Consider the following 23,098-nt stretch of genomic DNA (forward strand, 5'->3'; position numbering starts at 1 on the left):
GCGGGCCCAAGCCGCGCGCGCCGCATGCGCGGCGTGGCGCCGTCCGCCCGGAGGCAGCACCGCATGAGCGACGACACCCTTTCCCTCCTGGCCCGCCTGACGGAGGCGGAGGCGCTGAAGCAGGGCGTGATCGACGCCGCGCTCGACGCCGTCATCACCGCCGACCGCGACTGCCGCGTGATCGGCTGGAACGCCGCGGCCGAGCGTATCTTCGGCCATCGCAAGGCCGAGATCATGGGCAAGCCGATCGGCGACACCATCGTGCCGCCGCATCACCGCGCCGGGCACGAGGCAGGCCTCGCGCGCTACCACCGCACCGGATGCCCGCATGTGCTCGGCCAGCGCCTCGAGATGGAGGCGATGCGCGCCGACGGCTCGATCTTCCCCTGCGAGCTCTCGATCCATGAGGTGAAGGCCGCGGGGAAGGTGTTCTTCACCGCCTGGCTGCGCGACCTGACGCCGATGCACGAGGCGCAGGCGGAACTCGCGCGCCAGCGCGAGCGCCTGCACCAGACCGAGAAGATGAGCGCGCTCGGCAGCCTGCTGGCGGGCGTCGCGCATGAGCTGAACAATCCGCTCGCCGTCGTCGTCGCGCAGACCACGATGCTGGAGGCGCTGGCGCAGGACACCGCGGTGCGGGAACGCGCGGCGCGCATCCACGCCGCTGCCGCGCGCTGCGGGCGCATCGTCAAGACCTTCCTCGCGATGGTGCGCCAGCAGGCGCCGCTGCGCACCGCGGTCGAGGTGAACGCGGCGCTGGAAGGCGCGCTGGATCTCGCCGGCTACGGGCTGCGCAGCGCCGGCATCGCGATCGAGCGCGCGCTCGATCCCGCGCTGCCGCGCATCCAGGCCGATCCCGACCAGCTCGGCCAGGTGGCGGTGAACCTGGTGGTGAACGCGCAGGCCGCGCTGGCGGACCGGCCGGAGCCGCGCATCCTGCGCCTGGAAAGCTGGGCCGAGCCCGCCGGCAGCGTGGGCTTCGCCGTGGAGGACAACGGCCCCGGCGTGCCCGAGGCGCTGCGCGAGAAGATCTTCGAACCCTACGTCACCACGAAGCCGCTCGGCGCAGGCACGGGGCTCGGGCTCGCGGTCTGCCGCAACATCCTCGGCGCGCATGGCGGCACCATCGCGGTGGAGCCGGGGGTGCTCGGCGGCGCGCGCTTCGTGGTGCGCCTGCCGGCGGGGGAGGAGAAGCCGCAGGCGGAAGCCGCGCAGGCCGCCGCCGCGCCGGCGCGGCACCGCGTGCTCGTGGTGGATGACGAGCCGGAGGTGGGCGCGGTGCTGGCGGAGCTGCTCGGCCTGCACGGCATCGAGGCGGAGACGGCCAGCGACATCCCCGAGGCGCGCGCGCGGCTGGCGCGGCAGCGCTACGACGCGGTGTTCTGCGACCTGCGCATGCCCGGCGGCGGTGGCGCGGCGCTCTATCGGGAGGCGGTGGCCGCGCAGCCGCATCTGCGCGGCCGCTTCGCCTTCGTCACCGGCGACACGGTGGCCGGGCCCTCCGCCATCGGCGCGCTCGACCCGCAGGCGCCGCCGCCGATCCTCGAAAAGCCCTTCACGCCGCAGGACGTGGCCGACATCCTGGCGCGCATCGAGGAACGGGGCTGACCTTTCACGGACGAAGGTTTCAGCTTCGTCCCTCACACGCCGGCGCTTCGCCTGGCTTCGCCACACAAGCGGCGGGCCGCATCCGCGGCCCTGGTTATCGGGCGCGCAGCAGTTCCTCCACCATGGCGCGGTCGGGCGTCGCGCCGTCGCGCGCGCGAAGCGCGCCGGCGGCGGAGGCGAAGCGCATCACCTGCTCGATCGGCCGGCCTTCGGCGATGGCCAGCGCATAGGCGCCGTGAAACACGTCGCCCGCGCCGGTGGTGTTCGTCGCCTGCACGCGGAAGGCGGGCGTGCGGCGCGGCGTCGGGTCCTGCCGCGTCATCCACAGCGTGCCCTTCTCGCCCTGCGTCACGGCGGCAACGACGCAACCATCGGCCAGCGCGTTGCGCAGCGCCTCCTCCGGCTTCTTGCCCGGCGCGTAGTTGGCAAGGCCCGGCATCGAGAACACCGCATGGTCCACGCGCGGGATAAGGTCGAGCAGGATGCGCGTCTCGGTCTTCTCGCCGTCGATCACCGTCGGCACGCCCTTCGCGCGCGCATGGTCGAGCGCGCATGCCGCGCCTTCGAGCCAGCGCGGATCGCAGAGGAAGGCGCGCGCGCCGTCGATCAGCTGCAGCGGCAGCCAGGACGGGTCGGTGCCGAGATTGTCGCCGCGATACGAATAGATGCTGCGCTCGCCGACCGGGTCCACCAGCACGGCGGAGACGGGCGTGCGCCCGCCCGGCGCCAGGCGGCAATGCGAGACATCCACGCCCTGCGCGGCCAGGGCATCCAGAAGCGGGCGGCCGTTCAGGTCGTCGCCGACCCGACCCCAGAAGACGCAGTGGCCGCCGAGGCGGCTGACGGCGATCGAGGCATTGGCAGCCAGCCCGCCGGCGCCGAGCGCATAGCTGCGCGCGCGGTTCTTCGAAGGCGGCTGGACGATCTCGTCCACATGGAAGGTGTGGTCCATCACCACGCTGCCGAGGCAGACGACGAGGGGGCGCGGGTCGGTGGGCATGGGCGGCAGGCTGCCCGCCGCAGCAGGGCCGCGGCAAGACAAGATTGTGCCGCGGCCGCGTCGCGCCGGCACGCCCAGGGTGGTCCCAATGGCAATGTATTTTCTTGTTCCGGCGTCCCGTTTCCCCTGGTGCAACTTTTGCTTGCGCGATAGACGGAATCTCTCCCGCAGAGGAAGGATCCCTTGATGCGTCGCCTGAGCCTGTTTTCCGCACCCGCTTCCGCCCTCGTCGCAGGGCTGAGCCTGTTCGGCGCAGACCAGGCCGCGGCCGGTCCCGTGACCTCCACCGTCGCGACGACGCCGGGCACCACCTACAAGGCGGCTGCGCTGACCGGTTTCGCAACGACCGGCGCGGACATGAACGGCATCGAGGTGACGGTGTTCTTCGCCGCCGGCGGCAGCGAGACCGCGACCTGGTCCGGCGGCACCTCCTCGGCCGCCGGCACCGGCTGGTCGCTAAGCCAGCCGGACGACACCTTCTCCAACCCCTGGACGCTGTCCAACATCGGCGCCGGCACGATCAGCGGCTTCTCGATCAACGGCCTGCTCGGCAACACCGTGTTCGACATCGTGACGAGCCCGGAGGGCTCGCCGGGATCGTCGGACGGCGCGCCCTTCGGCTCGGCCGACGCGTCCGACACCGGCGAGATCACCGGCGCCGACGCCACCTACAGCAACGAGCTGCGCATCGGGGGCGTGTTCTACGGCGACCTCTATGTGAAGCTCGACGTCACCTTCTCCGGCACCGGCCTGACGGCGAGCAACAGCTTCTCCTTCGTGGCCGACGCCGACAATGCCAGTGCGGACCGCGGCGGAATCCAGCCGGTCGAGGTGCCGGCGCCCGGTGCGCTGGCGCTGTTCGGGCTGGGGCTCGCCGGGCTCGGCGCGGTCCGCCGCCGGCGCTGAGGCGCCGGCGCCGCGCATGGGACGCGGCGCGACAACGCGGCCGCCGGAGCCGCCCCTGCCGGACTGGCTGCGCGCGCGGCTGCTGCATGTCGGGCCGGAGCTGCTCGTGCTCGACAAGCCTTCCGGCATGCCGGTCTCCGCGCGGTCGGGCGAGAGCCTGGAGCATTGGCTGCCGGCGCTGCGCATGGGCAAGCGTCGCGATCCGCAGCCGGCGCATCGGCTGGATGCGGACACCGCCGGCTGCCTGGTGCTCGGCCGCACCGCGCCGATGCTCGCGCGTCTCAACGCGCTCTTCGCCGAGCGCCGCGTCGGCAAGCTCTACTGGGCTATCCTGCGCGGCACCCTGCGCGGCGAGCACGGCACGGTGGACGCCCCCCTCCGCAAGGTCAGCACCGCCGCAAGCGGCTGGCGCATGCAGGTGCACGCGGCCGGCGACCCCGCCCGCACCGCCTGGCGCATCCTCGGCCGAGCGCCCGGCCTCACCTTCGTCGAACTCCGCCCCGAGACCGGCCGCACCCACCAGCTCCGCGTGCATTGCGCGCATCTCGGCGCGCCGATCCTGGGCGACGCGATGTATGGCGGCGGCCCCGGCTCGCTGCACCTGCTCGCCCGCGAGATCGCGCTGCCGCTCGACCCGCCGATCCGCGTCGCCGCCCCGGTACCCGGGCACATGCGCGACGCTTTGGCGGCGTGCTCGAGCCCTGGCTGACGCCCGCAGGACCGGGGGCGCACGCCTCGCCGGCTTTCCGCCGGCGAGAACGGGCCCTGACCCTGGATGCTGTGTCCTGTCCGTGCGGCCTGCCGAGGCTCGGATCCCTCCCCGGCCGACAACACCCACGAAGGAAGCGCAGCCTCAGGCGCGGCGCCGCCGGGCCGCGGCAAGGCCGGCCAGGCCGAACCCGAACACCGCCAGGGTCGCGGGTTCCGGAACCCCGACGACCGCCGTGGTCCAGGTCACGTCCCTGAAGAACACCGTGCTCACCCCCGTGCCGAGTGATATTATGGCACTAGAAAATATGGTGACTCCGTTCGTAAACGCCGTCCCTCCGGTTAAGCCAGCACCATTGGTAATGGTCGGCGAGGCACCGCTGCTGTCGAAAAAGGTTCCCTGGCCGCCCGGACCAGCCGTGGCGATCACGAACCCGGAACCGGGTTCCGTGAACAGGATGCTCACGATGTTCGTGTTGTCGACGAGCTGAGAGGAGCTGCCATTCAGCACCGAACTCTCGATCTGCAGGTATCCGAGATACCCGCTGCCGGCACTTGTCGCGTTGAACTGCAAGAGGGCAGCGCTGGCGGCGGAGGCATACAGAGCGGCAATGACCGCGACGATGCCCGCCAGCCAGGTCCTGTGGAAACGACCCATATCCATTCCCTTCGATGCCGCCAGATCGACCGGCTTCACCATGCGGGCAAAATCCATGCCGCTTGGACAAGGCTAACGAAAACAGAACATTGTTGAGGGCCACGCATGCCCCATTCGCAGGGATGTAAAGTCCTCCGACAGGTCCGATCTCCTATGCGCGGGTGCAGCATGTCCAGCGCTTGCGACACGTGCGGATGCACCCCGCAGGCCCGCCGCCGCCGCCGCCGCCGCGCGGGCTGTTCCCTGGGGAACCGCGCGCCGCCCGCGCCCGGGCTCTACTCGCCCTTGTCGAAGCCGATCCGTGCCGACCGGCACGGTTCAAGCAAGGAGCACAGGATCATGCGTTCCATCCCGCAGGCCAGCCGCCGCCCCATCCGCAAGTCCCTCGCGGTCGCAGCACTCGTCATCGTCTCCGCCGTCAACCTCGCCGCCTGCGGCCAGCACGTGGAGCGCGCCAACCTGGGACGCTGCACGAACCTGCCGAACGCCGGCGGCGCGCTCTGCGAAGAAGTCGGCGGAGACTACATCTTCGTGGACAGGTTCACGGGGTCCATGCGGCGCTACGACGCGGCCCAGGCCGAACTCATCGCACGCGCGAGCGTGTCCCTGGCCTCTGCGCAAGCCGCGACCATGCTGGCGGGCCAAGCGTCGGGCAGCTCGAATGCGGGTCAGAGGAACTGCCTCGCCAATCCGGGCATCGCCTGCTCGGGATCGCTCAACAACCGGATGAGCGCGTCTCGTTCGTCTGGCCTGACCACGGTCTGCAGCGGCGGGACATGCCTGTCCGCGGGGCGATAGTGCAGCGGAGCCTGTCGCGGCCCTCGCGGGAAATTCCGGCTGCGGGGCCGCAAGCCACGGACACGCAACGAAGCTGGATTGACGGCCAGCAAGCCTTGCGAAATCGCGGTCGTTGCAACCGGGAACCGACCATGAAGATTCGCACTGCCCTGGCCGGGCGTGACCGTGACGCTCGACGAATGCCTCAGCAGCCAGGCGGTGCAGGCCCTGCGGGAGGCGCGGCTGGATGCCGCCCTGCTGCGCGCGGAGATCCCGGAGGAAGCAGGGCTCGCGGTGCATCGCCTGCTCGACGAGGCGATGGTGGTTGCCGTGCCGGCAACGCATCCGCTGGCCGCCGGCGATGCGCCGCGGCCGCTCACCGACTTCGCCGCCGCACGCTTCATCGCCTTCGCGCGCGTCGAGGGGCCCGGCATGTTCGACGCGACGCTGTCGGCCTGCCTGAAGGCGGGCTTCACGCCGCAGCTGGGGCAGGAGGCGCCGCGCATCACCTCGGCGCTCGGCCTCGTCGCCGCGGGGCTCGGCGTCGCGCTGGTCCCCGACTCGCTGCGCCGCGTGCAGATGGATGGCGTCGCATGGTGTGCGCTGGCGGCGGCCGACCGCCCCACCGTGTCGCTGCGGCTTGCGACGCGGCGCGAAGCGGGATCGCCCGCCCTGCGCAACTTCGTCGCCCTGGTGCGCCGGTGCTTCGCCATGCCGGACGAGCCCGGTTCTCCGGCCGGGACCTGACGGCGGCGTGGGCGACGCCGGAGCGACCCTTGACCTTCCCACGGCGGCAATCGCTAGGCTCCGCGCGAATCCCAGGAGTGCCGAACGAGGATGGTCCGCATCCCGATTCCGAACATGCATGAGGCGCCCGGACGGCGCGGCCTGATCCTGCTTCCGCTCACAGCCATCGCCGCGGCGCCGGCCGCCGCGCATTCCGAGCTGCGCGGCTCCGTCCCCGCCGCCGGCGCCGTGCTGGACCGCGCGCCGGAAAGCATCGAGCTGCAGTTCAGCGAGCGCGTGCAGCTGACCGCGCTGCGCCTGCGCCGCGTCGGCGGGCAGGAGATCGCCCTGCCCCGCCGCAGCATCCGGGAGGCGACGCGGGAGGTCATCGCCCTGCCGCCGCTCGAACCCGGCGAATACCGCGCCGAATGGCGCATCATCTCCGCCGACGGCCATCCGGTCGGCGGCGTCATTCCCTTCCGTGTCGCGGGGCCGCGCGCCCCATGATCCTGGAATACCTGCAGCCGGACCCGTCGCTCGCCGACGGCCTCACGGTGGTGCTGCGCGCGCTCTACTACGTCGCGACGATCGGCGCGGCGGGGCTCGCGCTCTTTGCCATCGGCTTCGGCCACCGGCTGGAAGCGGCGGAGGCGGCGAGGCTGCGGCGGTGGCTGCTCGGCGCCGTCGCGGCGGGCCTGGTGCTCTCTGTCGCGGCGCTGGCGCTGCGCGTCTTCGTGCTGACGGCGGGGGCGAGCGCCACGGATCCGGATGTCTGGGGGGCCGTGATGCGCTCGCGCATCGGCGACGCCTTCTGGCTGCGGGGCGGCGGGCTGCTGCTGCTCGGCGCGGCGGCGACGCGCTGGCGCGCGGGGCCGGCCGTGGCGGCGGTGGGGGTCGTGCTGGTTCTCTTCTCCTATGCGGCGATGGGACATTCGGTGCTCTACCGCCCGCGGCAGGAGATCGCGGCGCTGGTGGTGGTGCATCTCGGCGTCGTCGCCTTCTGGGTGGGCTCGCTGCCGCCGCTGCTGTGGGTGGCGCGGCGGCGCGACACGGCCTCCGCCGCGGCGCTGCTGCGGGACTGGAGCGTGGCGGCGACGGTCGCCGTCGGCGTGATGCTCGCCACGGGCCTGCTGCTGACCTGCTACCTGACGGTCCGCCTCGACCGCATCCTGGACGCCTGGCATGGCTGGGCGCTGGCCTGGAAGGTGGCGGCGGTGTTATGCGCGCTCGGCCTCGCGCTGTGGAACAGGCTGCGCCACACGCCGGCGCTGACGCGCGGGGAGGACGGCGCGGGCGCAAGGCTCGCGGCGTCGATCCGGATCGAGAGCGTGGTCGTGCTGCTCGCCTTCTACGCCGCCGCCGAGATGGTCTCGGTGCATCCGGCCGATTACGGGCACCGGGTGCAGGGGTGAGGCGCGGCCGCGCTACCGGACGCGCAGCTCCGCCCGGGCCGCGGCGCCCTCCGCGTCCAGCACGGTGATGCGGTAGAAGCCGGGGCCGGGCGGGGTCCAGGCGGTTTCGCGCCGGGCGCGATGCGCCTCCACCGGGGCGCCGTCCACGAGGAAGGTCAGCGGCCGGCGGCCGCCCGCGGCGCGGATCGTCACGCTGCCGCCCTCGGCCAGCACGGCGCCCGGCATGGGAAACAGCAGGCGCAGGCGGTCCGCGGCTTCTGCGAAGGGTGCGGGCGCGGCGCGCACCGGGAGCGCCTCGCGCGGCGCGGCCGGCAGTAGCGCGAAGGCGCGCGCCAGCACCGGCAGGGCGAGCGTCGCACCGGTCGCGCCCGGCATCGCCGTGCCGTCCGGCCTTCCGATCCAGACGCCGGCGACATGCCGCGCATCGAGGCCGAAGGCCCAGGCGTCGCGCCCGCCCCAGCTCGTGCCGGTCTTCCAGGCAACGCCGGCGGGGCCGCCGCGCGGGAAGGGCTGCACCAGCACGCCCGCGGCCTGCGCGGCGGCGAAGCCAGCCAGCACGCGCGGACGCTCCTGTTCCTCCGCGCCGGGCAGCACGCGGATCGTGCCGCCCTGCCCGCCTTCGGCCAGCATCGCATAGAGCGACACCATGCCGCGCAACGTCATCCCGGCGCCGCCGAGCGCGAGCGGCAGCGAGGGCTCGGTGCCCGCGGGCAGGCGCGGCGGCGCGCCGGAGGCCTTGAGGAGAGAGGCGAAGCGCAGCGGCCCGACCTCGTTCAGCAGCGCGACGGCCGGCAGGTTCAGCGAGCGCCGCAGCGCCTCGGCGGCCGTGATGCGGCCTTCGAAGCCGCGGTCGAAATTCTCGGGCGCGTAGCTGCCGAAGCGGCGCGGCATGTCGGACAGCACCGTGTCGGGCCGCACCACGCCATGCTCGAAGGCGAGCGCGTAGAGGAAGGGCTTGAGCGCCGAGCCCGGCGAGCGCACCGCGCGTGTCAGGTCCATCATGCCCGCACGCGCTTCCTCGCCGAAGGCGCCGGCGACCAGGGCGCGAACTTCGCGCGACTGCGTCTCCGCGATCACCAGGGCCAGGGCCGCGCGCGAATGCAGGTCGCGCAGCGCCTCGAAGGCGAGGCGTTCCGCGGCGCGCTGCAGGTCGCGGTCGAGCGTAGTCGCGATTCGCGCGCCGGGCTCGGCGTTGCGCGCGAGTTCCCGTGCGAGATGCGGGGCGAGGCGCGGCATGGGCTGGCGCTGCACTGGCACGGACTGCGCCAGGGCGTGGGCGCGCTCGCCATCGTTGACCGCGCCGGCTTCCGGCGCGCGGGCGAGCAGCACGGCGTCGCGCGCGCGTCGCGCGGCCTCGACGTGGCGATCGGGGCGCAACGCTTCGGGGCGGCGGGCAAGCGCGATCAGCAGCGCGGATTCCGCGGCGTCGAGCGTCGCCGGCGCGCGGCCGAACCAGGCGAGCGAGCCGGCGCGGAGCCCTTCGAGATTGCCGCCCTGCGGCGCGAGCGTCAGCCAGATGGCGAGGATTTCGTCCTTGCTGAACCGCGCCTCGAGCTGCAACGCGCGAAAGCTCTCGATGGCCTTGCTGCGCAGCGTGCGCGGGCGCGGCTCCAGCAGGCGGGCGGCCTGCATGGTCAGCGTGGAGCCGCCGGAGACGACGCGCCCCGCGCGCAGCCATTGCGCGGCGGCGCGCGCGAGGGCGAGCGGGTCCACGCCGGGATGGCTGAGGAAGCGCCGGTCCTCCGCCGCGACGAGCATCGCGACGAGATGCGGCGGCACATCCTGCGGCGTGGTGCGGAGCCGCCAGGTGCCGCCTGCGACCGGCAGGACGGAGAGCGTGCGGCCCTCGCGGTCGAGGATTTCGGTGCCGGTGCTGCGGTAGCGGGAGAGGTCGGGCGGGAAGAGACGGTCGAGGGCGAATGGCGTGAGCGCAAGCAGCAGAAGCGCGCACAGCCCCCACCCAACCCTCCCCCGCACTGCGGGGGAGGGCAAGAAAGAGCGAAGCGCGGCGCTCTTCTCCCTCCCCCGCAGTGCGGGGGAGGGTCGGGGTGGGGGCGGGGCGCCCTCCGCCATCTACCGCCTCGGCTGCGGCGCCGGCGCGGGCGGTGCCGTGGGCGCGGGATCATCCGGCCCGAGCACCACGATCCGCGCGCTGTTCTGCCGCGCGAAGACGCCGGGGCGATACATGTCCTGCGCCTCCATCCCCGGCAGCTCGAAGCGCCCCGCCGTGACGGCGCGCATGCGCACCGCAAGCCGCGCGAGGGACTGTTCCGGCGTCAGCGTCACCGCCGCGGCGAAGCGGTCGTCGCGCGCGGGCATGCTGTCGGGCTCGGTCAGCGTGCCGAGCCAGGGCATCCCCTGCACCTCGCCGGCCGGCAGCCTTCCGGTGATCTCCCAGCCCGCGGGCAGGCCCTGCAACACCATCGCCATGTGGCTTTCGTTGGTCAGCGCGCGGGCCTCGAGCAGCACGACGAAATCCGTGCCGGTGCGCAACGCGTCGAGGTTCAGCGCCTGGCCGTCCAGCGCGAAGAAGCGCCGCGCCACGCGCATGCCCTGCGCGGCCGCAGGCAGCGGCGAGGTCGGCACGCCGACCACCGACACCGCCTGCACGACCGGCGCCTGTCCGCGATTCTGCGCGGTGGCGTCGCCGGTCAGCGCCGCGCCGACCACCGCCGCGACGGGCAGGTCGCGGCCATCGAGCAGGATGCGCACCGGCCGCCCGTCGCGCCCGAGCGCCTGCGCCGCGGCGACGGCCCAGGCCTGTTCCTGCGTGCTGGTGCTGGCGGGGGTGAGATCCGCGCCGGGCAGCCTTCCGAGCAGGTTCGGCAGGCGATCCTGCGCCACGCCGCTCTCCTTCAGCAGCACCGCCATTGCCAGCAGGTCGCGCGAGGCGCTGCCGAAATCGAAGCTCCAGTACTGCCGCGCGGTCGCGTCCAGCGCGCTCGCGAAGAGCTGCGTCGCACGCTGCGTGTCACCGGCGCGCGCGAAGGCGCTGGCGAGCTGCGCGCGCGCCAGCGGCGTCGGCAGCGCATCGACATTCTCCGCAAGGCGCCGCGCCGCGCCCAGCCGGTTGCGCCCGGCGAGTGCGAGGACATGCACGCGATAGGCCATGGCCGCGAACTGCTCCGGCTGGTCCGCATTGCGATCCAGCCCTTCCTCCGCCGCGCGCAGCGCATCCTCGAGCGCCGATTGCGGCACCGTCACGCCGGCGGCGCGGGCGCGCAGCAGCGCCTCGGTCGCGTAGAGGCTCGCCCAGTCCTGCACCTCGCCTTCCGCGCCCCAGAAGCCGAAGCGGCCGTCGAAGCGCTGGCGGTCGAGGATGGAGGCGATGGCGCGGCCGAGTGCCGCCGCGTCATCCGCCGCCGTATCCGGGTTCTGCGGCGCATGCACCAGCGCCATCACGCGGGAGGAGGCTTGCTCCACGCAATCCAGCGGGAAGCGCAGCAGCGCGGCGAGCAGCGCCGCCGGATCGTAGCGCACCGGCGCACCCCAGGTCGCGCGCGCCTGCCAGGTGCCCGCGATGAAGCGGTCCGACGGCACCGGCACCGGCGCCGTCTCGTTCGGCGCCAGCGTGCGCGTCGCGATCTCCGTCACCGGCGCGCGGGAGGAGCGGACGGTGATGCGCGCCTCGCGCTGCGTGGCGAAGCCGTTCGGCCCGGTGACGACGAGGCGCAGCACGCCCTCACCGGCCACCGTCGCGCGCAGCGCGGTGGCGGGCGTGGCGCGCGCGCCCGTCGCAAGAGTCTGGGCCAGCCGCGCCGGGCCCGCCAGCTCGATGGCGCCGCTCGCCGTCAGCGTCGCCACCACCTCGCCCGGCGGCAGCTCGATGTTGTGCAGCAGCACCGGCAGCCGCGCCTCGTCGCCGGGTGCGAGGAAACGCGGCAGCAGCGCCTCCGCGACCACCGCCTCGCGCACCGTCATCGGCTTCGACGCCGCGCCGATCCGCGCGCCGTCCCAGGCCACCACCATCAGCCGCAGCTCGCCCGCGAAATCCGGCAGGTCGAGCGGGATGCGCGCGACGCCGTCGCTGCCCACCGAGACCGGGCCCTGGAACAGCGCGACGAGGCGCTGCGGGATGTCCAGCGCCGAGCCCGCCAGCTCGTCACCGCCCTGGCGCAGCACCGCCGCCTCGCCTTCCGCCGGCGCGATCAGCCTTCCGTAGTCGTCGCGGATGTCGAGGCCGAGCCGCCGCCGCGCGAGGAAATGTTCCACCGGATCGGGCGAGCGGAAGCGCGTGAGGCGCAGGATGCCCTCGTCCACCGCGGCGAGCGTCAGCATCGCGCTGCCGCCCGCCGCACCCGCGATGCGCACCGGGATCTCGACGCGCGTGTTCGGCCGCGCGAGGTCGGGCGATTCGATTGCGACATCGAGCCGCCGCGCCGCGGGGTCGAGCCCGATCCAGGCGAGGCCGAGAGCACGCGCCGGCCGCCCCGCGGGAGACTGCCCGGCGCGGAACACCGTGACCGCCACATGCGCGCCCGGTCCCCAGGCAGCATCCACCGGCACCTCGATCTCGATGCCGCCTTCCGGCACGGCGACGTCGCGCAGCGACACGAGGCGATCCGTCAGCACCGCCACGCTCGCCTGCCCCGCGAAGGGCGGCGTGATGCGCACCCGTGCGACCTCACCCGCCGTGTAGGCGCGCTTGTCGGCGGCGAGGTCCACGCGGTCCGGCACCTCCGCCGACTCCCCGCCGGCCCAGCCCGCGCGGAAGCGGTAGGACGCGATGGCCATGCCGTTCGGCTGCGTCACCTCGATGCGGTAGCGCCCGAAGGAAAGCGTGCGCGCGAAGCGGCCGGGGCGCCCGGGCGCGACCTGGATGTCGGTGGAATCCACCGGCTCGTCGCGCCACACCGTCTCGTAGCGCGCCACGCGGTCGCGCAGCACGATGCGCCAGTCGGGGCGCTCGCGCACCAGCCGCAGGCGCAGCGTGGCCGCGATGGCCTCGCCCGCCGGATTGACGGCGGCGATGTCGAAGGCGGCCTCGGCATTCGCATCCACCGCGCCGCCCTGGAAGGCCGGCCGGATCGCCAGCAGCGTGTTGCCCGAGCGCACCGGCAGGGAGAAGCGCGTGGAGCTGCCGCGGCCGCCGGGTTCCTCCAGCGTCACCGCGACCTCGGCCTTCACCGGCCGCGTGCTGTCCGGCGCGCGTGGCAGGTTCAGCGTGAGCGTCGTGCGGCCCTGCGCATCCGTCTCCGGGATCTCGAAGCTCTGCAGGTCGGGCGAGAAGACCTCGTCCGCCAGGCCGAAATGCCAGCCGCGCCAAGCCTCGAAGGGCTCCGCATCCTGCACCAGGCGCAGCTCCGCCATGCCGGTCAGGCCCGCGGCCGGCGCGCCGTAGAGGAAGCGCGCGGTGAGCGGAATCTCGGCGGGCTGGCCGCCGACCAGCGCGGGCGGCAGCGGGCCGGCTTCGACCTCCATGCGCTCCGGCACGAAGGCGTCCACGCGGAAGGTGGTGCTGCCGATCGGCGGCCCGTCCGGGTCTGCCAGCACTTCCACCGTCCAGGCGCCGGCCGGCGCGCCGGTGGAGAGTGCCACGCGCTGCACGAAGGCCGCGCCGTTCACGCGCTGCGGCACGACGGCCCAGAACACCTGGCCGTTCGGGCGCAGCACGCGCAACCGCGCGGGGATGTCCACCGGCTGCCCGCCCGCGTCGCGCAGCAGCGCGCCCACCTGCACCGTCTCGCCCGGGCGGTACATGCCGCGGTCGAGCCAGACGAAGGCATCCAGCGGCCCCGGATGCGGCCTGCCCGCCGCGCCGCGGTCGGAGAGGTCGAAGGCCGCCGTCTCGAGATCGAGCGAGGCGAAATCCTCGCCGCGGAAGACATGCAGCGCCGCGGGCGCCAGCGGCCCCTCGCCCCGCAGCAGCGCGGCGTTGAAGCTGGCGAGGCCGTCCGCGCCGGTCGTCGCCTCCGCCAGGATGTCGTTGTTGCGCGCCAGCAGCGCGACCCGAGCACCTTCCTTCGGCGCCGCGTCGGAGAAGCCACGGATCTGCGCAGAGAGCCCACCGGTGCCGCGCCACGCCGTGATGCCGAGATCGGTCGCCAGCACGGCCGCCGCCGCTTCCGCGCGGAAGCGGCCGCGCGACCCGTCCGCCGGGCGGGCGAGCAGCACATACACGCCGGGGCCGGCGGTCAGCAGCGCATCCGGCAGCGGCATGGCATTGCGCACCAGCCGGTTCGGCTCGGCCGGCGGCAGCACGACGCGGCCTTCCCACACCACGCGGCCCATATCCTCCGCGAAGCCGCCGGCGAGCCAGCTTTCCATCTGCTCGCCGGGCCGCCAGTCGCGCGTGAGGCCGAGCAGGTTGCGCTCGCCGATGCGCGTGACGCGCAGCGTCATCTCCGCGACGTTCACCGTGGCGACGGTCATGGCCGGCGCCTGGCCTCGCGGCAGGATGAAGGCACGGCTGTCGAAGACGATGCGCGCATTGCGGTTGGGCATCGCGACGTTGATCGGCGTGTCGCGCATCATCCGCAGCCCGTCCTCGCCCGGCAGCCCGGCGCGCAGGACAAGGCGCGTGGTGCGGCCCCAGGGCAGGCCGGCGACGCAGATCTGCTCGCCCTCCTTCGTCACCGCCATGCCCGGCAGCGGCGGCTCGGCGCGCACCCAGTCGCCGGGCTGCCAGTCGTCGCGTCGCGCCGGGGCAGAGGTGAAGGCGAGGCAGACGCGGGCGGGTTCCGCATCCGGCTCGGTCCGCACCTGGCGGACCAGCAGGCCGGCACTGCGCCGCGCCTCGGCCAGCGCGGCGCGGTGCTTCGCATCCTCCGGCGCGCGCTCCACCACCGCTTCCAGGGCCTGGATCTGCCACATCGGCTGGTCGAGGCGGCGCATCGCCTCCGCCATCAGGGAAAGGGACGGGATCTCAGGCGGGCCACCGGGTACCTGCATGAAGGCGCGCCAGCCGGCCTGCAGCGCGCGCATCGCCTCGGGCGGGTTGCGGCGGAGCTGCGCCTCGCCCAGGGCGAGCCATTGGTCGGGCCCGGCCTGGCCCATGCCGATCCGCTCCTCCCAGGCGGCGGCGGCGCCGGCCCAGTCGTTGCGGCTCTGCGCCTGGCGCGCGCGTGTCTCGGCCTGGCTGCGCTGCTGCGGCGTGGCGCCGGCGGGGAAGCGGCGCTGCAACTGCGCCTGGTAGGCGATGGCGTCGTTCTCGAGGCCGGGCGGCTCGAAGGCGAGCGCCGGGCCGGCAAGGGCGAGCAGGACGCAGAACAGCGCGAGCAGGCGGCGCATGGCGATCTCCCCAGTCGCACCGAGCATGGCACGCGGGTGCGCCGGCCGTCACCGTCCTCCGTGGCCGGAGACGCGCGCGCCGGCATCGGCCGGCATGCGCAGCATGGAGGGGAGCGAGGCGAGCACGACCAGGCCCGAGATCACGAAGGCGATGGCGAATTCGCGCGGCCCCGCGCCGCCCGCGCCGGTGGCCAGCATCGCCGCTTCCAGCGCGAGCGACCCCAGCACGACGCCGAGCGCCTGGCCCAGCTGCTGCATCGTGCCCGCCATGGCGGTGGCCGGCGCCAGCTTGTCCTGCGGCACATCGGCATAGGCGAGGGTCGCCAGCGAGGTGAATTGCAGCGCGCGCGTCAGCCCGCCCGCGGCCAGCACGGCGAAGATCGCGACAAGCGGCCAGGCGGCGGTGAACAGCGCGCAGACCGCGACGCCGATCGCCGCCAGCACGCAGTTCACCACCAGCACGCCGCGGAAGCCGAAGCGCTTCAGCAGCGGGCGGACCAGCGGCTTCATCGCGAAGGCGCCGAGCGCGGTCGCGAAGGTGATGCCGCCGCTGGCGCTGGCCGACAGGCCGAAGACGAGCTGCAGCTTCAGCGGCAGCAGGAAAGGCAGCGTAGAGGCGCCGACGCGGAACAGCGTGCCGCCGCCCATCGAGACGCCGAAGCTCGGCAGGCGCAGCAGCGAGAGATCCACCGCCGGCCTGCGGGCGCGCCGGGAATGGCGCACGGCCAGCACGGTGGCGATCGCGGCCAGCCCGAGCATCGTGGGCGCGAACCAGGGCGGCGCGATGCCGCGGCCGGCCGTCTCCAGCCCCGCCATCAGGAAGGCGATGGCGAAGCCCCAGAGCGCCAGGCCCTTCGCATCCAGCGGGCCGGGGTCCTGCTTCTCGACATCGGGGATGAAGATCCAGACCAGCACCAGGCCGAGGATGCCGACCGGGATGTTCAGCCAGAACACGGCGCGCCAGGAGATCGCATCGGTCAGCAGCCCGCCGACCGGCGGGCCGAGCACGGGGCCGAGCAGGGCGGGCATGGTCAGCCAGGTCATGGCGACGACCAGCTCCTCCTTGCTGACGCGGCGCAGCAGCAGCAGGCGTCCCACCGGCACCATCATCGCCCCGCCGACGCCCTGCAGGATGCGCGCCGCGACGAGCGAGGGCAGGCCCTGCGCGAGGCCGACGAGCGCGGAGGCGAAGGTGAACAGCACGATCGCGGCCATGAAGACGCGGCGCGCGCCGAAGCGGTCCGCCACCCAGCCGGAGACCGGGATGAAGACGCAGAGCGCGACGAGGTAGGAGGTGATGGCGACCGAGAGATGCACCGGGTCCACCATCAGGTCGCGTGCCATCGCCGGCAGCGCGGTGGCGACCACGCTGGAATCCAGGTTCTGCATGAACAGCGCGCTGGCGACGATGATCGCAACGGCGCGGGGATCCTTAACGCGCGCCACGAGCCATCTCGCGCAGCGCCGCGCGCTGCACCTTGCGGCCGTTCGGGCCATCGGTGGTGGGGAATTCTGCAAGGGTCACGAAGCGGGCCGGAACCTTGAAGCGCGCGAGGCTGCGCTCGCAGGCGGCGTGGAGCGCGGCCTCGTCGTAGGCGGCGCCGGGGATGAGAAAGGCGATGGCGCGGCCATCCAGCGCGACGACCTGCGCGGCGGTGACGCCCGGCTGCGCGAGCAGGAAGGATTCGATCTCCTCCGGCGACACGAGGAAACCGCCGAGCCGCAGCGCATCGCCCGCGCGGGTGAGGAAGCCGAAGCCGCCTTCCGGCTGCGCCTCCGCCAGATCGCCGCTGCGGAACCAGCCCTCGACGCGGGCGCGCGCCGTCGCTGCCTCGTCGCCCAGGTAGCGGTCGAACAGCGACGGGCCGCGCAGCAGCAACTCGCCATCCTCGGCGATGCGGAAGGCGGCCTCGGCGCTGGCGGGGGTGCCGCCGCCGACGGCGGCATGGGGGCCGGCGGGGTCCTGCAACGCGAAGAGCGCCTGCGCTTCCGAACTGCCATAGACGCCGCGGACGGCGAGGTTGAGCGCGGCGGAGGCCGCCATCACGCGCTCCGCATTGCCGTGGAAATTGGCGAAGCCGGTGAAGGCGAAGCGTGCATAGGGGCGGCCGGACGCAGCCTCGGCCAGCATCAGCAGCAGGTCGTCGCCGCCGACGAGATGCGTGACCCCTTCGCGCCGGATCAGCGCATCGGCCGCAGCGGCGTCGAAGCGCTCCATCGGGTGGATCGCGGCGCCGCCGGCCAGCGCGGCCATTGCCGCCGCAAGCCCGAAAGTGCCGCAGAGCGGGACGGCGGCGAGGAAGGCCGCACCCGGCGCCGCCGTGCCGATGCGCGCCGCGACGTCCTGCGCGTGGGTCGCGATGCTGCGCTGGCGATGCAGCACGAGCTTCGGGCCGGCGGTGGTGCCGGAGGTGGTGAAGGTCAGGCAGTCGGCATCCGGCGTCGAGCGGTCGGCCTCGTCGGCGCCGCGCAGCGCGGCGAAGGGCAGCACAGGCAGGCCTGCGAGCGCGCCTTCGCCCAGCGCATCCACGCCGATGGCGAGGCGGAGCGAGGCGCGGGCCTCGGGCGGGACGCTGCCGAGGATCGCATCTGCGTCCACGGCGGGAAAATCGCGCGCGACGGCGATGGCCTTGGGTTGCGCGCCGGCCAGCAGCGGCGCGAGCTCAGCCGCGCGGAAGCGCGTGTTGAGCAGCACCGCGCAGGCGCCCCGGCGTGCAAGCGCCAGCAGCAGCAGCAGGAAACCGGGGCGGTTCGGCAGGAAGAGCGCGACGCGGTCACCCGGCCCGATCCCGGCCGCCGCGAGCCCGCCCGCGATGCGCCGCACAGCCCCCGCCACGCCCGCCCAGTCGAAGCCGGGCAGCGCCGCCCCGCGCGGGTTTCGCGCGGCGGTCGTTTCGAGCAGGGCGGGAAGGGTGGCGGGGCGCGCCATGCCGGCCATCATGGTCCCGCCCCGGCCGCGCCGCCAGAGGCCCGCCCGCGGCTTGACGCTGCCCGCGCCGGGCATGAGCCTTTCCGTATGCAGCCCGATCCCGTGACCCTCGCCGTGCTCGAGAACCGCTTCCGCGCCATCGTGGAGGAGATGGGCGAGGCGCTGCTGCGCACCGCGACCTCGCAGATCCTGAATTCCTCGCGCGATTTCTCGATCGCGTTGTGCGATGCGCAGGCCCGGCTTGTGGCGCAGGCGGATCACATACCCGTGCATGTCGGCGCCATGCCCTTCGCCGCCGCGGCGGTGCTCGAAAGCTTCGGCGCGACGATGCAGCCGGGCGAGACCTATCTGCTGAACGATCCCTGGCATGGCGGGAGCCACCTGCCGGATCTGACGATCGTCCTTCCCGTGTTCGGGGACGGCGCGCTGCGGTTCCTGACGGTGGTGCGCGCGCATCAGTCCGACATCGGCGGCGCGACGCATGGCGCCTACAACCCCGCCGCCTTCGAAATCTGGCAGGAGGGCATCCGCACCCCGCCCATCCGCCTCGGCGAGGACGACGCGCTGCGCGAGGACCTGGTCGCGATGCTCGCGCTGAACACGCGCATCGCGCGGGACTTTCGGGGCGACCTGATGGCGATGTGGGGCGCGGCGCGGCTGGGTGCGAAGCGCGTGCAGGCGCTGCTGGCGGAGCATGGGGCGGTCAAGCTGGCCGCGGCGTCCGATACGATCCTCGACCTGTCGGAAGCGCATGCGCGGCGCATCATCGCAAGCTGGGAAGATGGCGAATACTTCGGCGAGGCGACGCTCGACGATGACGGGCACGGCGCGCAAAACATCCCGATCCGTGCGCGCGTGACGAAGCGCGGCGGCGACATCACGGTGGATCTTTCGGAGTCGTCGCCGCAGGTGCGCGGCTTCGTCAATTCCTCCTGGCCCAACACCGTCAGCGCCGCGCGCATGGCGCTGGCCTATCTGCTCGACCCCGAGGTCGCGAAGAACGACGGCGCCTTCCGCCCCCTGACCGTCGTCGCGCAGGAGGGCAGCATCGTCCGCCCGCGCGAAGGCGCCGCCGTGACCCTCTGCACCAGCCACTGCTCCAACGAGATCGTCGAGGCCATCGTCAAGGCCCTCGCCCCCGCCTGCCCCGAACGCGCCATGGGCGGCTGGGGCCGCCGCTTCCGCGTCGCCATCGCCGGAGAAAACCCGAAGCGCGGCAAGAAGTTTGTCTGGCACCTGTTCCACGCTCGCCCCGGCGGCGGGGGGCATGCGAAGGGCGATGGCTGGTCCTGCGCCGGCGAGTGGCATTCCGCCGGCGGCCTGAAATTCGGCAGCGTCGAGATGGCCGAGGCCCGCTTCCCCCTCTTCTTCCGCCACCACGAATTCCGCCCCGGTTCCGCCGGCGACGGCACCTTCCGCGGCGGCCTCGGCGCCGAGCTGGAACTGGTGATCGAGACGCAACAGCCCGCGATGGCCAACACCGCCGGCGACGGCATCCGCCACGGCGCCGCCGGCATGCTCGGCGGCGCGGACGGCGCCCCGCACCGCTACACCCTGCGCCACGCCGACGGCACCGAGCGCGACCTGCGCACCAAGGAAACCGGTGTCGAGCTCCGCCCCGGCGACGTGCTGGTGGTGCGCTCCGGCGGCGGCGGCGGCTGGGGCCCGCCCGATAAGCGCGACCCCGCGCTGCGCGACGCCGACGCGAAGGAGGGCCTGGTCTGATGCGCGCGCCCTATCGCATCGGCGTGGATGTCGGCGGCACCTTCACCGACGTCGTCTGCATCGGCGCCGATGGCGAGACGCTCCTCGTCAAATCCGCCACCACGCCGCACGACCAGTCCGAAGGCGTGCTCGACGGCCTGCGCCTGCTCGCCAGCACGCTGCACCTGACGCTCGCCGAACTGCTGGAAGTGACGGAGCGCCTGGTCCACGGCACCACCGTCGCCACCAACGCCCTGCTCGAACGCCGCACCGCCCGCGTCGCGCTGCTCACCACCGAGGGCCATCGCGACGTCATCGAGATGCGCGAGGGCCTGAAGCCCGAGCGCTACGACCTCCGCCTGCCCACCCCGGCACCCCTCGTCCCGCGCCACCTGCGCCTGCCGCTCCGCGAGCGCATCCGCGCCGATGGCACCACCGAAATCCCGCTCGACGAAACCTCGCTGCAAACCGCCATCGCCGCGCTGCGCGACGAGAAGGTGGACGCCGTCGCCATCTGCCTGCTGCATGCCTGGCGCGACCCGCGGCACGAGACGCAGGCCGCCGCCGCCATCCAGGCCGCGCTGCCCGAGGCCTACGTCACCCGCTCCGCCGACGTGCTGCCGCAGATCAAGGAATACGAGCGCTTCAGCACCACGGTCGTGAACGCCGCCGTCGGTCCCATCGTCGCGCGCTATCTCGGCCGGCTGCAGCAGCGCCTCGACGCCGCCCGATTCCACGGCCCGCTCTTCGTCATCCTCTCCCATGGCGGCGTTGCGCCGGTGGAGGAAGCGCAGCGCCTGGCCGCCGGCACCGCCCTCTCCGGCCCCGCCGGCGGCGTCGCCGCCGCGCTCGCGCTCGCCCGCGCCGGCCTCGGCGACAACCTCGTCACCTTCGATGTCGGCGGCACCTCCACCGACGTCGCCCTCGTCGCGAATGGCGAGGCCGCGCTCGGCAAGGGGCGCGAGGTCGGCGGCCAGCGCATCGCGCTCGAGAGCCTGGACATCGTGACGCTCGGCGCCGGCGGCGGCTCCCTCGCCTTCGTGGATTCGGGCGGGATGCTGCGCGTCGGCCCGCGCAGCGCCGGCGCGGTGCCCGGCCCCGCCTGCTACGGCGCCGGCGGCACCGAGCCCGCGGTGACCGACGCCAATCTGCTGCTCGGCTACCTCGACCCCGATCGTTTCCTGGGCGGCCAGCGCCGCCTCGACATCGCCGCCGCCGAGGCCGCCGTCGCGCGCCTGGCCGCGAAACTCGGCATGGACCCGATGGCATGCGCCGCGGGCATCCACCAGCTTGCGAATGTCGCGATGGCCGAGGGCATCCGCGTCGCCACCGTCCGCCGCGGCGTCGACCCCCGCAATTTCACGCTGCTCGCCTTCGGCGGCGCCGCCGGCCTGCACGCCTCCGCCGTCGCGCGCGACCTGGGGATGACGCGCGTGGCCGTGCCGCTGCTGGCCGCGGGCCTTTCGGCCTGGGGCATGCTGCAGACCGATTTGCGCTACGAGGTGTCCCAAAGCCTCGCCGACGCATCAGGCCTGCCCGCCGAGGAGTCCGTGCGATCCTTCTTCGCCGCGCTCGACCAGAAGGCGCGCGCGCGGATGGCGCGCTGGATGACCGGCACGCCCGAGCTGCGCCGCAGCGCCGACATGCGCTACGGCGAGCAGGTTTTCGAAGTTGCGGTGCCGCTGGACGGCGTGGACTGGGACAAGGCCGGCCTGCCCGCCCGCATCGCCGAGGCCTTCCACGCCCGCCACGAGGCGCTGTTCACCTACGCGCTGCGCGGCGAGGAGGTGGTGCTGGTCACCGCCCGCGTCGCCGCCGTGGGCAAGCTGCCGCCCCGCCCCGCGCCCCCGCGCCCACCGCGCGGCGCCTCCGCGCCGATGGGCCTCCGCCGCGCCCGCATCGGCGGCGCGTTTGTTGAGCTGCCGGTCTGGAGTTTTTCCGAGTTGGCCCCGGACCAGCGCGTGGAGGGGCCGGCGATCGTGGAGAGCGACACGACGACCGTGCTGCTGCTGCCGGGGGATTCTGGGCGGTTGGATGGGAGGGGGTGGTTGGAGGTGGCAGTAGATGCCGCACCAGCACGACTGAGCGAGCCCTGAGGCTTTCGGCTGAAGTAGGGGCTCGCTTGCCTTCTGTTTATGCGGCAGCCGCGGCACGATAGTCAGTGTCGGACTGGCCACCTTCAATAATCCGAGCGCCGGAGCGCGAAAGCAGGGTTAGGCGGGGTCCAAGCTCTCGCTTACTGCGAACGACGCCAACTAGCCGCGGCGGGTTAGGCAGAGCCGCGAGATCGTCGAAGGCCGCGTTCGCGCGCCAGACGGAGTTGGGATGCGAGCCTACAGCCTGAAATGCCGTGATTTTACCGCCGACCACGACCGTGGCTGTAACCTCCCAACTGATTGTCGATGCGCCGACCACGGTGGCTCCATCTGTCTGCACCGCGGGCTCCCCAAATATAGCAACGAGCCTTTCCGCGAGGTAGTCGACGATGCCGTCCTCGTCTTCATCACGCATCCTCGCATACACGCGATCCGCAATCTGCCATGAGGCCATCGCGACATCAGCGATGGCACGATAAAGCTGATCCACAGGTGCATCTACGAAGACGGCGCGAGAGTTGCGCTGGACGCCCAGTTCTTCGGTCACGGTCGCCGCCGTCCGTGCGAACGATCGGGCTGCGCCAACAGCATCGATCTCCTGGAAGGCGAGCCCATTGTCGCTCACGCGAAAAGTGCCCGCACTGAACTGATCGACGCGGACGGCAACCCCTGAACCGCTCGGGTAAATGAGGGGAAGCCTCACAAAACTCGCATCTCTCCAGTGCTGGACGGACACAAGATCGCTCGCGACAGCTCGCACCGCCTCGGCGACAACTGTATTTTCAGCGACATCGCTCATCGCTCTGTCCTCACAGTAGCTTGTATTCCCAACCCGGTACTGGAACAGTATCTATATTACTGATTTTGAACTCTCTTCCAACGTAAGTACGCAGCGCAGAAAAATCCTGTAGCGACTCTGCAATCGGCATGGCGACTGGCAGGTTGTGCCTCTTCATTCGCGCTTGTGTTTCATGCCAATTGAGAACGAATGCGTGGTTGTGTGTGTCGCCCACGCGGCGCCCCGCCCACTCCGTGCCATGCCGAGGCTGGTTGGTATGACCACCGCTGAGCGCCTTCCAGTCAATGCGCATCAGCGGGATGCGCCGCCGCGCGAGGTTCGTCGACACCCGCACCTCAAACGTAACATTGCAGTCGGGGCGATACCTAAGAAATCCGACATGCAGGATAAGGCCGGGTTCCACTGACCCGCCTATCTCCAAAGGCGCATCAATCCAGCAATACTCCGTGTCAGCGTCGGGAGGGGACCAAGTCGGTTCAATTGGGATGCGCTTCTCGGCCGCAGCGAGTCGCTGAAAGGGATGCATGCCGCTACCGTACCGATTT

General features: G+C 72.9%; 17 protein-coding genes. 9 read left to right on the forward strand and 8 right to left on the reverse strand.

Features of this window, described 5'->3' with window-relative positions:
- Positions 1 to 63 precede the first annotated feature (63 nt).
- Positions 64 to 1,608 carry an ATP-binding protein gene (locus DFH01_RS26200; RefSeq protein WP_158287911.1) on the forward strand — a complete coding sequence of 515 codons (1,545 nt, stop codon included), beginning with the start codon at positions 64 to 66 and terminating at the stop codon, positions 1,606 to 1,608.
- A gap of 94 nt (positions 1,609 to 1,702) precedes the next feature.
- On the opposite strand, the gene DFH01_RS26205 is transcribed toward DFH01_RS26200, so the two are convergent.
- Positions 1,703 to 2,608 carry a PfkB family carbohydrate kinase gene (locus tag DFH01_RS26205; RefSeq protein WP_109873493.1) on the reverse strand — a complete coding sequence of 302 codons (906 nt, stop codon included), beginning with the start codon at positions 2,606 to 2,608 and terminating at the stop codon, positions 1,703 to 1,705.
- 186 nt (positions 2,609 to 2,794) lie between these two features.
- Here DFH01_RS26205 and DFH01_RS26210 point away from each other — a divergent pair, with 186 nt between their 5' ends.
- Entirely contained in the window at positions 2,795 to 3,514 is a 720-nt protein-coding gene (locus DFH01_RS26210) for a PEP-CTERM sorting domain-containing protein (protein ID WP_109873494.1), read from the forward strand.
- Positions 3,515 to 3,530: 16 nt separating this feature from the next.
- Positions 3,531 to 4,223: an RluA family pseudouridine synthase gene (locus DFH01_RS26215; protein ID WP_109873625.1), complete on the forward strand. Its 693-nt coding sequence runs from the start codon at positions 3,531 to 3,533 to the stop codon at positions 4,221 to 4,223.
- Between the two features lie 144 nt (positions 4,224 to 4,367).
- On the opposite strand, the gene DFH01_RS26220 is transcribed toward DFH01_RS26215, so the two are convergent.
- Positions 4,368 to 4,937 (reverse strand): PEP-CTERM sorting domain-containing protein, encoded by a 570-nt coding sequence (locus DFH01_RS26220; protein WP_109873495.1) that lies wholly within the window; start codon positions 4,935 to 4,937, stop codon positions 4,368 to 4,370.
- Positions 4,938 to 5,219: 282 nt separating this feature from the next.
- On the opposite strand from DFH01_RS26220, the gene DFH01_RS26225 reads away from it, so the two are divergent.
- From DFH01_RS26225 to DFH01_RS26240, 4 genes are all read left to right on the forward strand, one after another.
- The gene (locus DFH01_RS26225; protein ID WP_109873496.1) at positions 5,220 to 5,678 is read left to right on the forward strand and encodes a hypothetical protein; all 459 of its coding nucleotides are present in this window, start codon (positions 5,220 to 5,222) and stop codon (positions 5,676 to 5,678) included.
- 144 nt (positions 5,679 to 5,822) lie between these two features.
- A complete protein-coding gene (locus DFH01_RS26230; RefSeq protein WP_109873497.1) occupies positions 5,823 to 6,404 on the forward strand; it encodes a LysR substrate-binding domain-containing protein in 582 nt (193 codons plus the stop codon).
- A gap of 90 nt (positions 6,405 to 6,494) precedes the next feature.
- Positions 6,495 to 6,890, forward strand: a complete 396-nt coding sequence (locus tag DFH01_RS26235; RefSeq protein WP_109873498.1) for a copper resistance CopC family protein — start codon at positions 6,495 to 6,497, stop codon at positions 6,888 to 6,890.
- A complete protein-coding gene (locus DFH01_RS26240; RefSeq protein ID WP_109873499.1) occupies positions 6,887 to 7,795 on the forward strand; it encodes a CopD family protein in 909 nt (302 codons plus the stop codon). The genes DFH01_RS26235 and DFH01_RS26240 overlap by 4 nt, the downstream gene beginning before the upstream one ends.
- Before the next feature lie 12 nt (positions 7,796 to 7,807).
- Here the strand turns inward: DFH01_RS26240 and pbpC are convergent, their stop codons facing one another.
- From pbpC to DFH01_RS26260, 4 genes are all read right to left on the reverse strand, one after another.
- Positions 7,808 to 9,772, reverse strand: a complete 1,965-nt coding sequence (pbpC, locus tag DFH01_RS26245) for a penicillin-binding protein 1C (RefSeq protein ID WP_233256303.1) — start codon at positions 9,770 to 9,772, stop codon at positions 7,808 to 7,810.
- 96 nt (positions 9,773 to 9,868) lie between these two features.
- Positions 9,869 to 15,025, reverse strand: a complete 5,157-nt coding sequence (locus tag DFH01_RS26250) for an alpha-2-macroglobulin family protein (protein WP_109873501.1) — start codon at positions 15,023 to 15,025, stop codon at positions 9,869 to 9,871.
- A gap of 48 nt (positions 15,026 to 15,073) precedes the next feature.
- Positions 15,074 to 16,471: an MFS transporter gene (locus DFH01_RS26255; protein ID WP_233256304.1), complete on the reverse strand. Its 1,398-nt coding sequence runs from the start codon at positions 16,469 to 16,471 to the stop codon at positions 15,074 to 15,076.
- Positions 16,458 to 17,954, reverse strand: a complete 1,497-nt coding sequence (locus DFH01_RS26260) for an AMP-binding protein (protein ID WP_158287913.1) — start codon at positions 17,952 to 17,954, stop codon at positions 16,458 to 16,460. Before DFH01_RS26260 ends, DFH01_RS26255 begins: the two co-directional genes overlap by 14 nt.
- A gap of 87 nt (positions 17,955 to 18,041) precedes the next feature.
- On the opposite strand from DFH01_RS26260, the gene DFH01_RS26265 reads away from it, so the two are divergent.
- Both DFH01_RS26265 and DFH01_RS26270 read left to right on the forward strand, forming a co-directional pair.
- Positions 18,042 to 19,679, forward strand: coding sequence for a hydantoinase B/oxoprolinase family protein (locus DFH01_RS26265; protein ID WP_109873504.1), 1,638 nt, complete (start codon positions 18,042 to 18,044; stop codon positions 19,677 to 19,679).
- A complete protein-coding gene (locus DFH01_RS26270) occupies positions 19,679 to 21,754 on the forward strand; it encodes a hydantoinase/oxoprolinase family protein (RefSeq protein ID WP_109873505.1) in 2,076 nt (691 codons plus the stop codon). Before DFH01_RS26265 ends, DFH01_RS26270 begins: the two co-directional genes overlap by 1 nt.
- 37 nt (positions 21,755 to 21,791) lie before the next feature.
- On the opposite strand, the gene DFH01_RS27950 is transcribed toward DFH01_RS26270, so the two are convergent.
- Together DFH01_RS27950 and DFH01_RS28360 are read right to left on the reverse strand one after the other, a co-directional pair.
- Positions 21,792 to 22,553 carry a hypothetical protein gene (locus DFH01_RS27950; RefSeq protein ID WP_146217152.1) on the reverse strand — a complete coding sequence of 254 codons (762 nt, stop codon included), beginning with the start codon at positions 22,551 to 22,553 and terminating at the stop codon, positions 21,792 to 21,794.
- 10 nt (positions 22,554 to 22,563) lie between these two features.
- On the reverse strand, positions 22,564 to 23,079 hold the full coding sequence (locus DFH01_RS28360) for a hypothetical protein (RefSeq protein ID WP_158287914.1): 516 nt from the start codon (positions 23,077 to 23,079) through the stop codon (positions 22,564 to 22,566).
- Positions 23,080 to 23,098 lie beyond the last annotated feature (19 nt).

It is taken from the genome of Falsiroseomonas bella, assembly GCF_003173615.1.
GTDB lineage: Bacteria > Pseudomonadota > Alphaproteobacteria > Acetobacterales > Acetobacteraceae > Falsiroseomonas > Falsiroseomonas bella.

Bases quoted from the DNA above. Each gene is read 5' to 3' on its own strand.
- DFH01_RS26250 (WP_109873501.1), bottom strand. From the start codon at position 15,025: ATGCGCCGCCTGCTCGCGCTGTTCTGCGTCCTGCTCGCCCTTGCCGGC.
- DFH01_RS26215 (WP_109873625.1), top strand. From the start codon at position 3,531: ATGGGACGCGGCGCGACAACGCGGCCGCCGGAGCCGCCCCTGCCGGAC.
- DFH01_RS26265 (WP_109873504.1), top strand. From the start codon at position 18,042: ATGCAGCCCGATCCCGTGACCCTCGCCGTGCTCGAGAACCGCTTCCGC.
- DFH01_RS26225 (WP_109873496.1), top strand. From the start codon at position 5,220: ATGCGTTCCATCCCGCAGGCCAGCCGCCGCCCCATCCGCAAGTCCCTC.
- DFH01_RS28360 (WP_158287914.1), bottom strand. From the start codon at position 23,079: ATGCATCCCTTTCAGCGACTCGCTGCGGCCGAGAAGCGCATCCCAATT.
- DFH01_RS26260 (WP_158287913.1), bottom strand. From the start codon at position 17,954: ATGGCGCGCCCCGCCACCCTTCCCGCCCTGCTCGAAACGACCGCCGCG.
- DFH01_RS26220 (WP_109873495.1), bottom strand. From the start codon at position 4,937: ATGGATTTTGCCCGCATGGTGAAGCCGGTCGATCTGGCGGCATCGAAG.
- DFH01_RS26270 (WP_109873505.1), top strand. From the start codon at position 19,679: ATGCGCGCGCCCTATCGCATCGGCGTGGATGTCGGCGGCACCTTCACC.
- DFH01_RS27950 (WP_146217152.1), bottom strand. From the start codon at position 22,553: ATGAGCGATGTCGCTGAAAATACAGTTGTCGCCGAGGCGGTGCGAGCT.
- DFH01_RS26235 (WP_109873498.1), top strand. From the start codon at position 6,495: ATGGTCCGCATCCCGATTCCGAACATGCATGAGGCGCCCGGACGGCGC.
- DFH01_RS26200 (WP_158287911.1), top strand. From the start codon at position 64: ATGAGCGACGACACCCTTTCCCTCCTGGCCCGCCTGACGGAGGCGGAG.
- DFH01_RS26240 (WP_109873499.1), top strand. From the start codon at position 6,887: ATGATCCTGGAATACCTGCAGCCGGACCCGTCGCTCGCCGACGGCCTC.
- DFH01_RS26205 (WP_109873493.1), bottom strand. From the start codon at position 2,608: ATGCCCACCGACCCGCGCCCCCTCGTCGTCTGCCTCGGCAGCGTGGTG.
- DFH01_RS26210 (WP_109873494.1), top strand. From the start codon at position 2,795: ATGCGTCGCCTGAGCCTGTTTTCCGCACCCGCTTCCGCCCTCGTCGCA.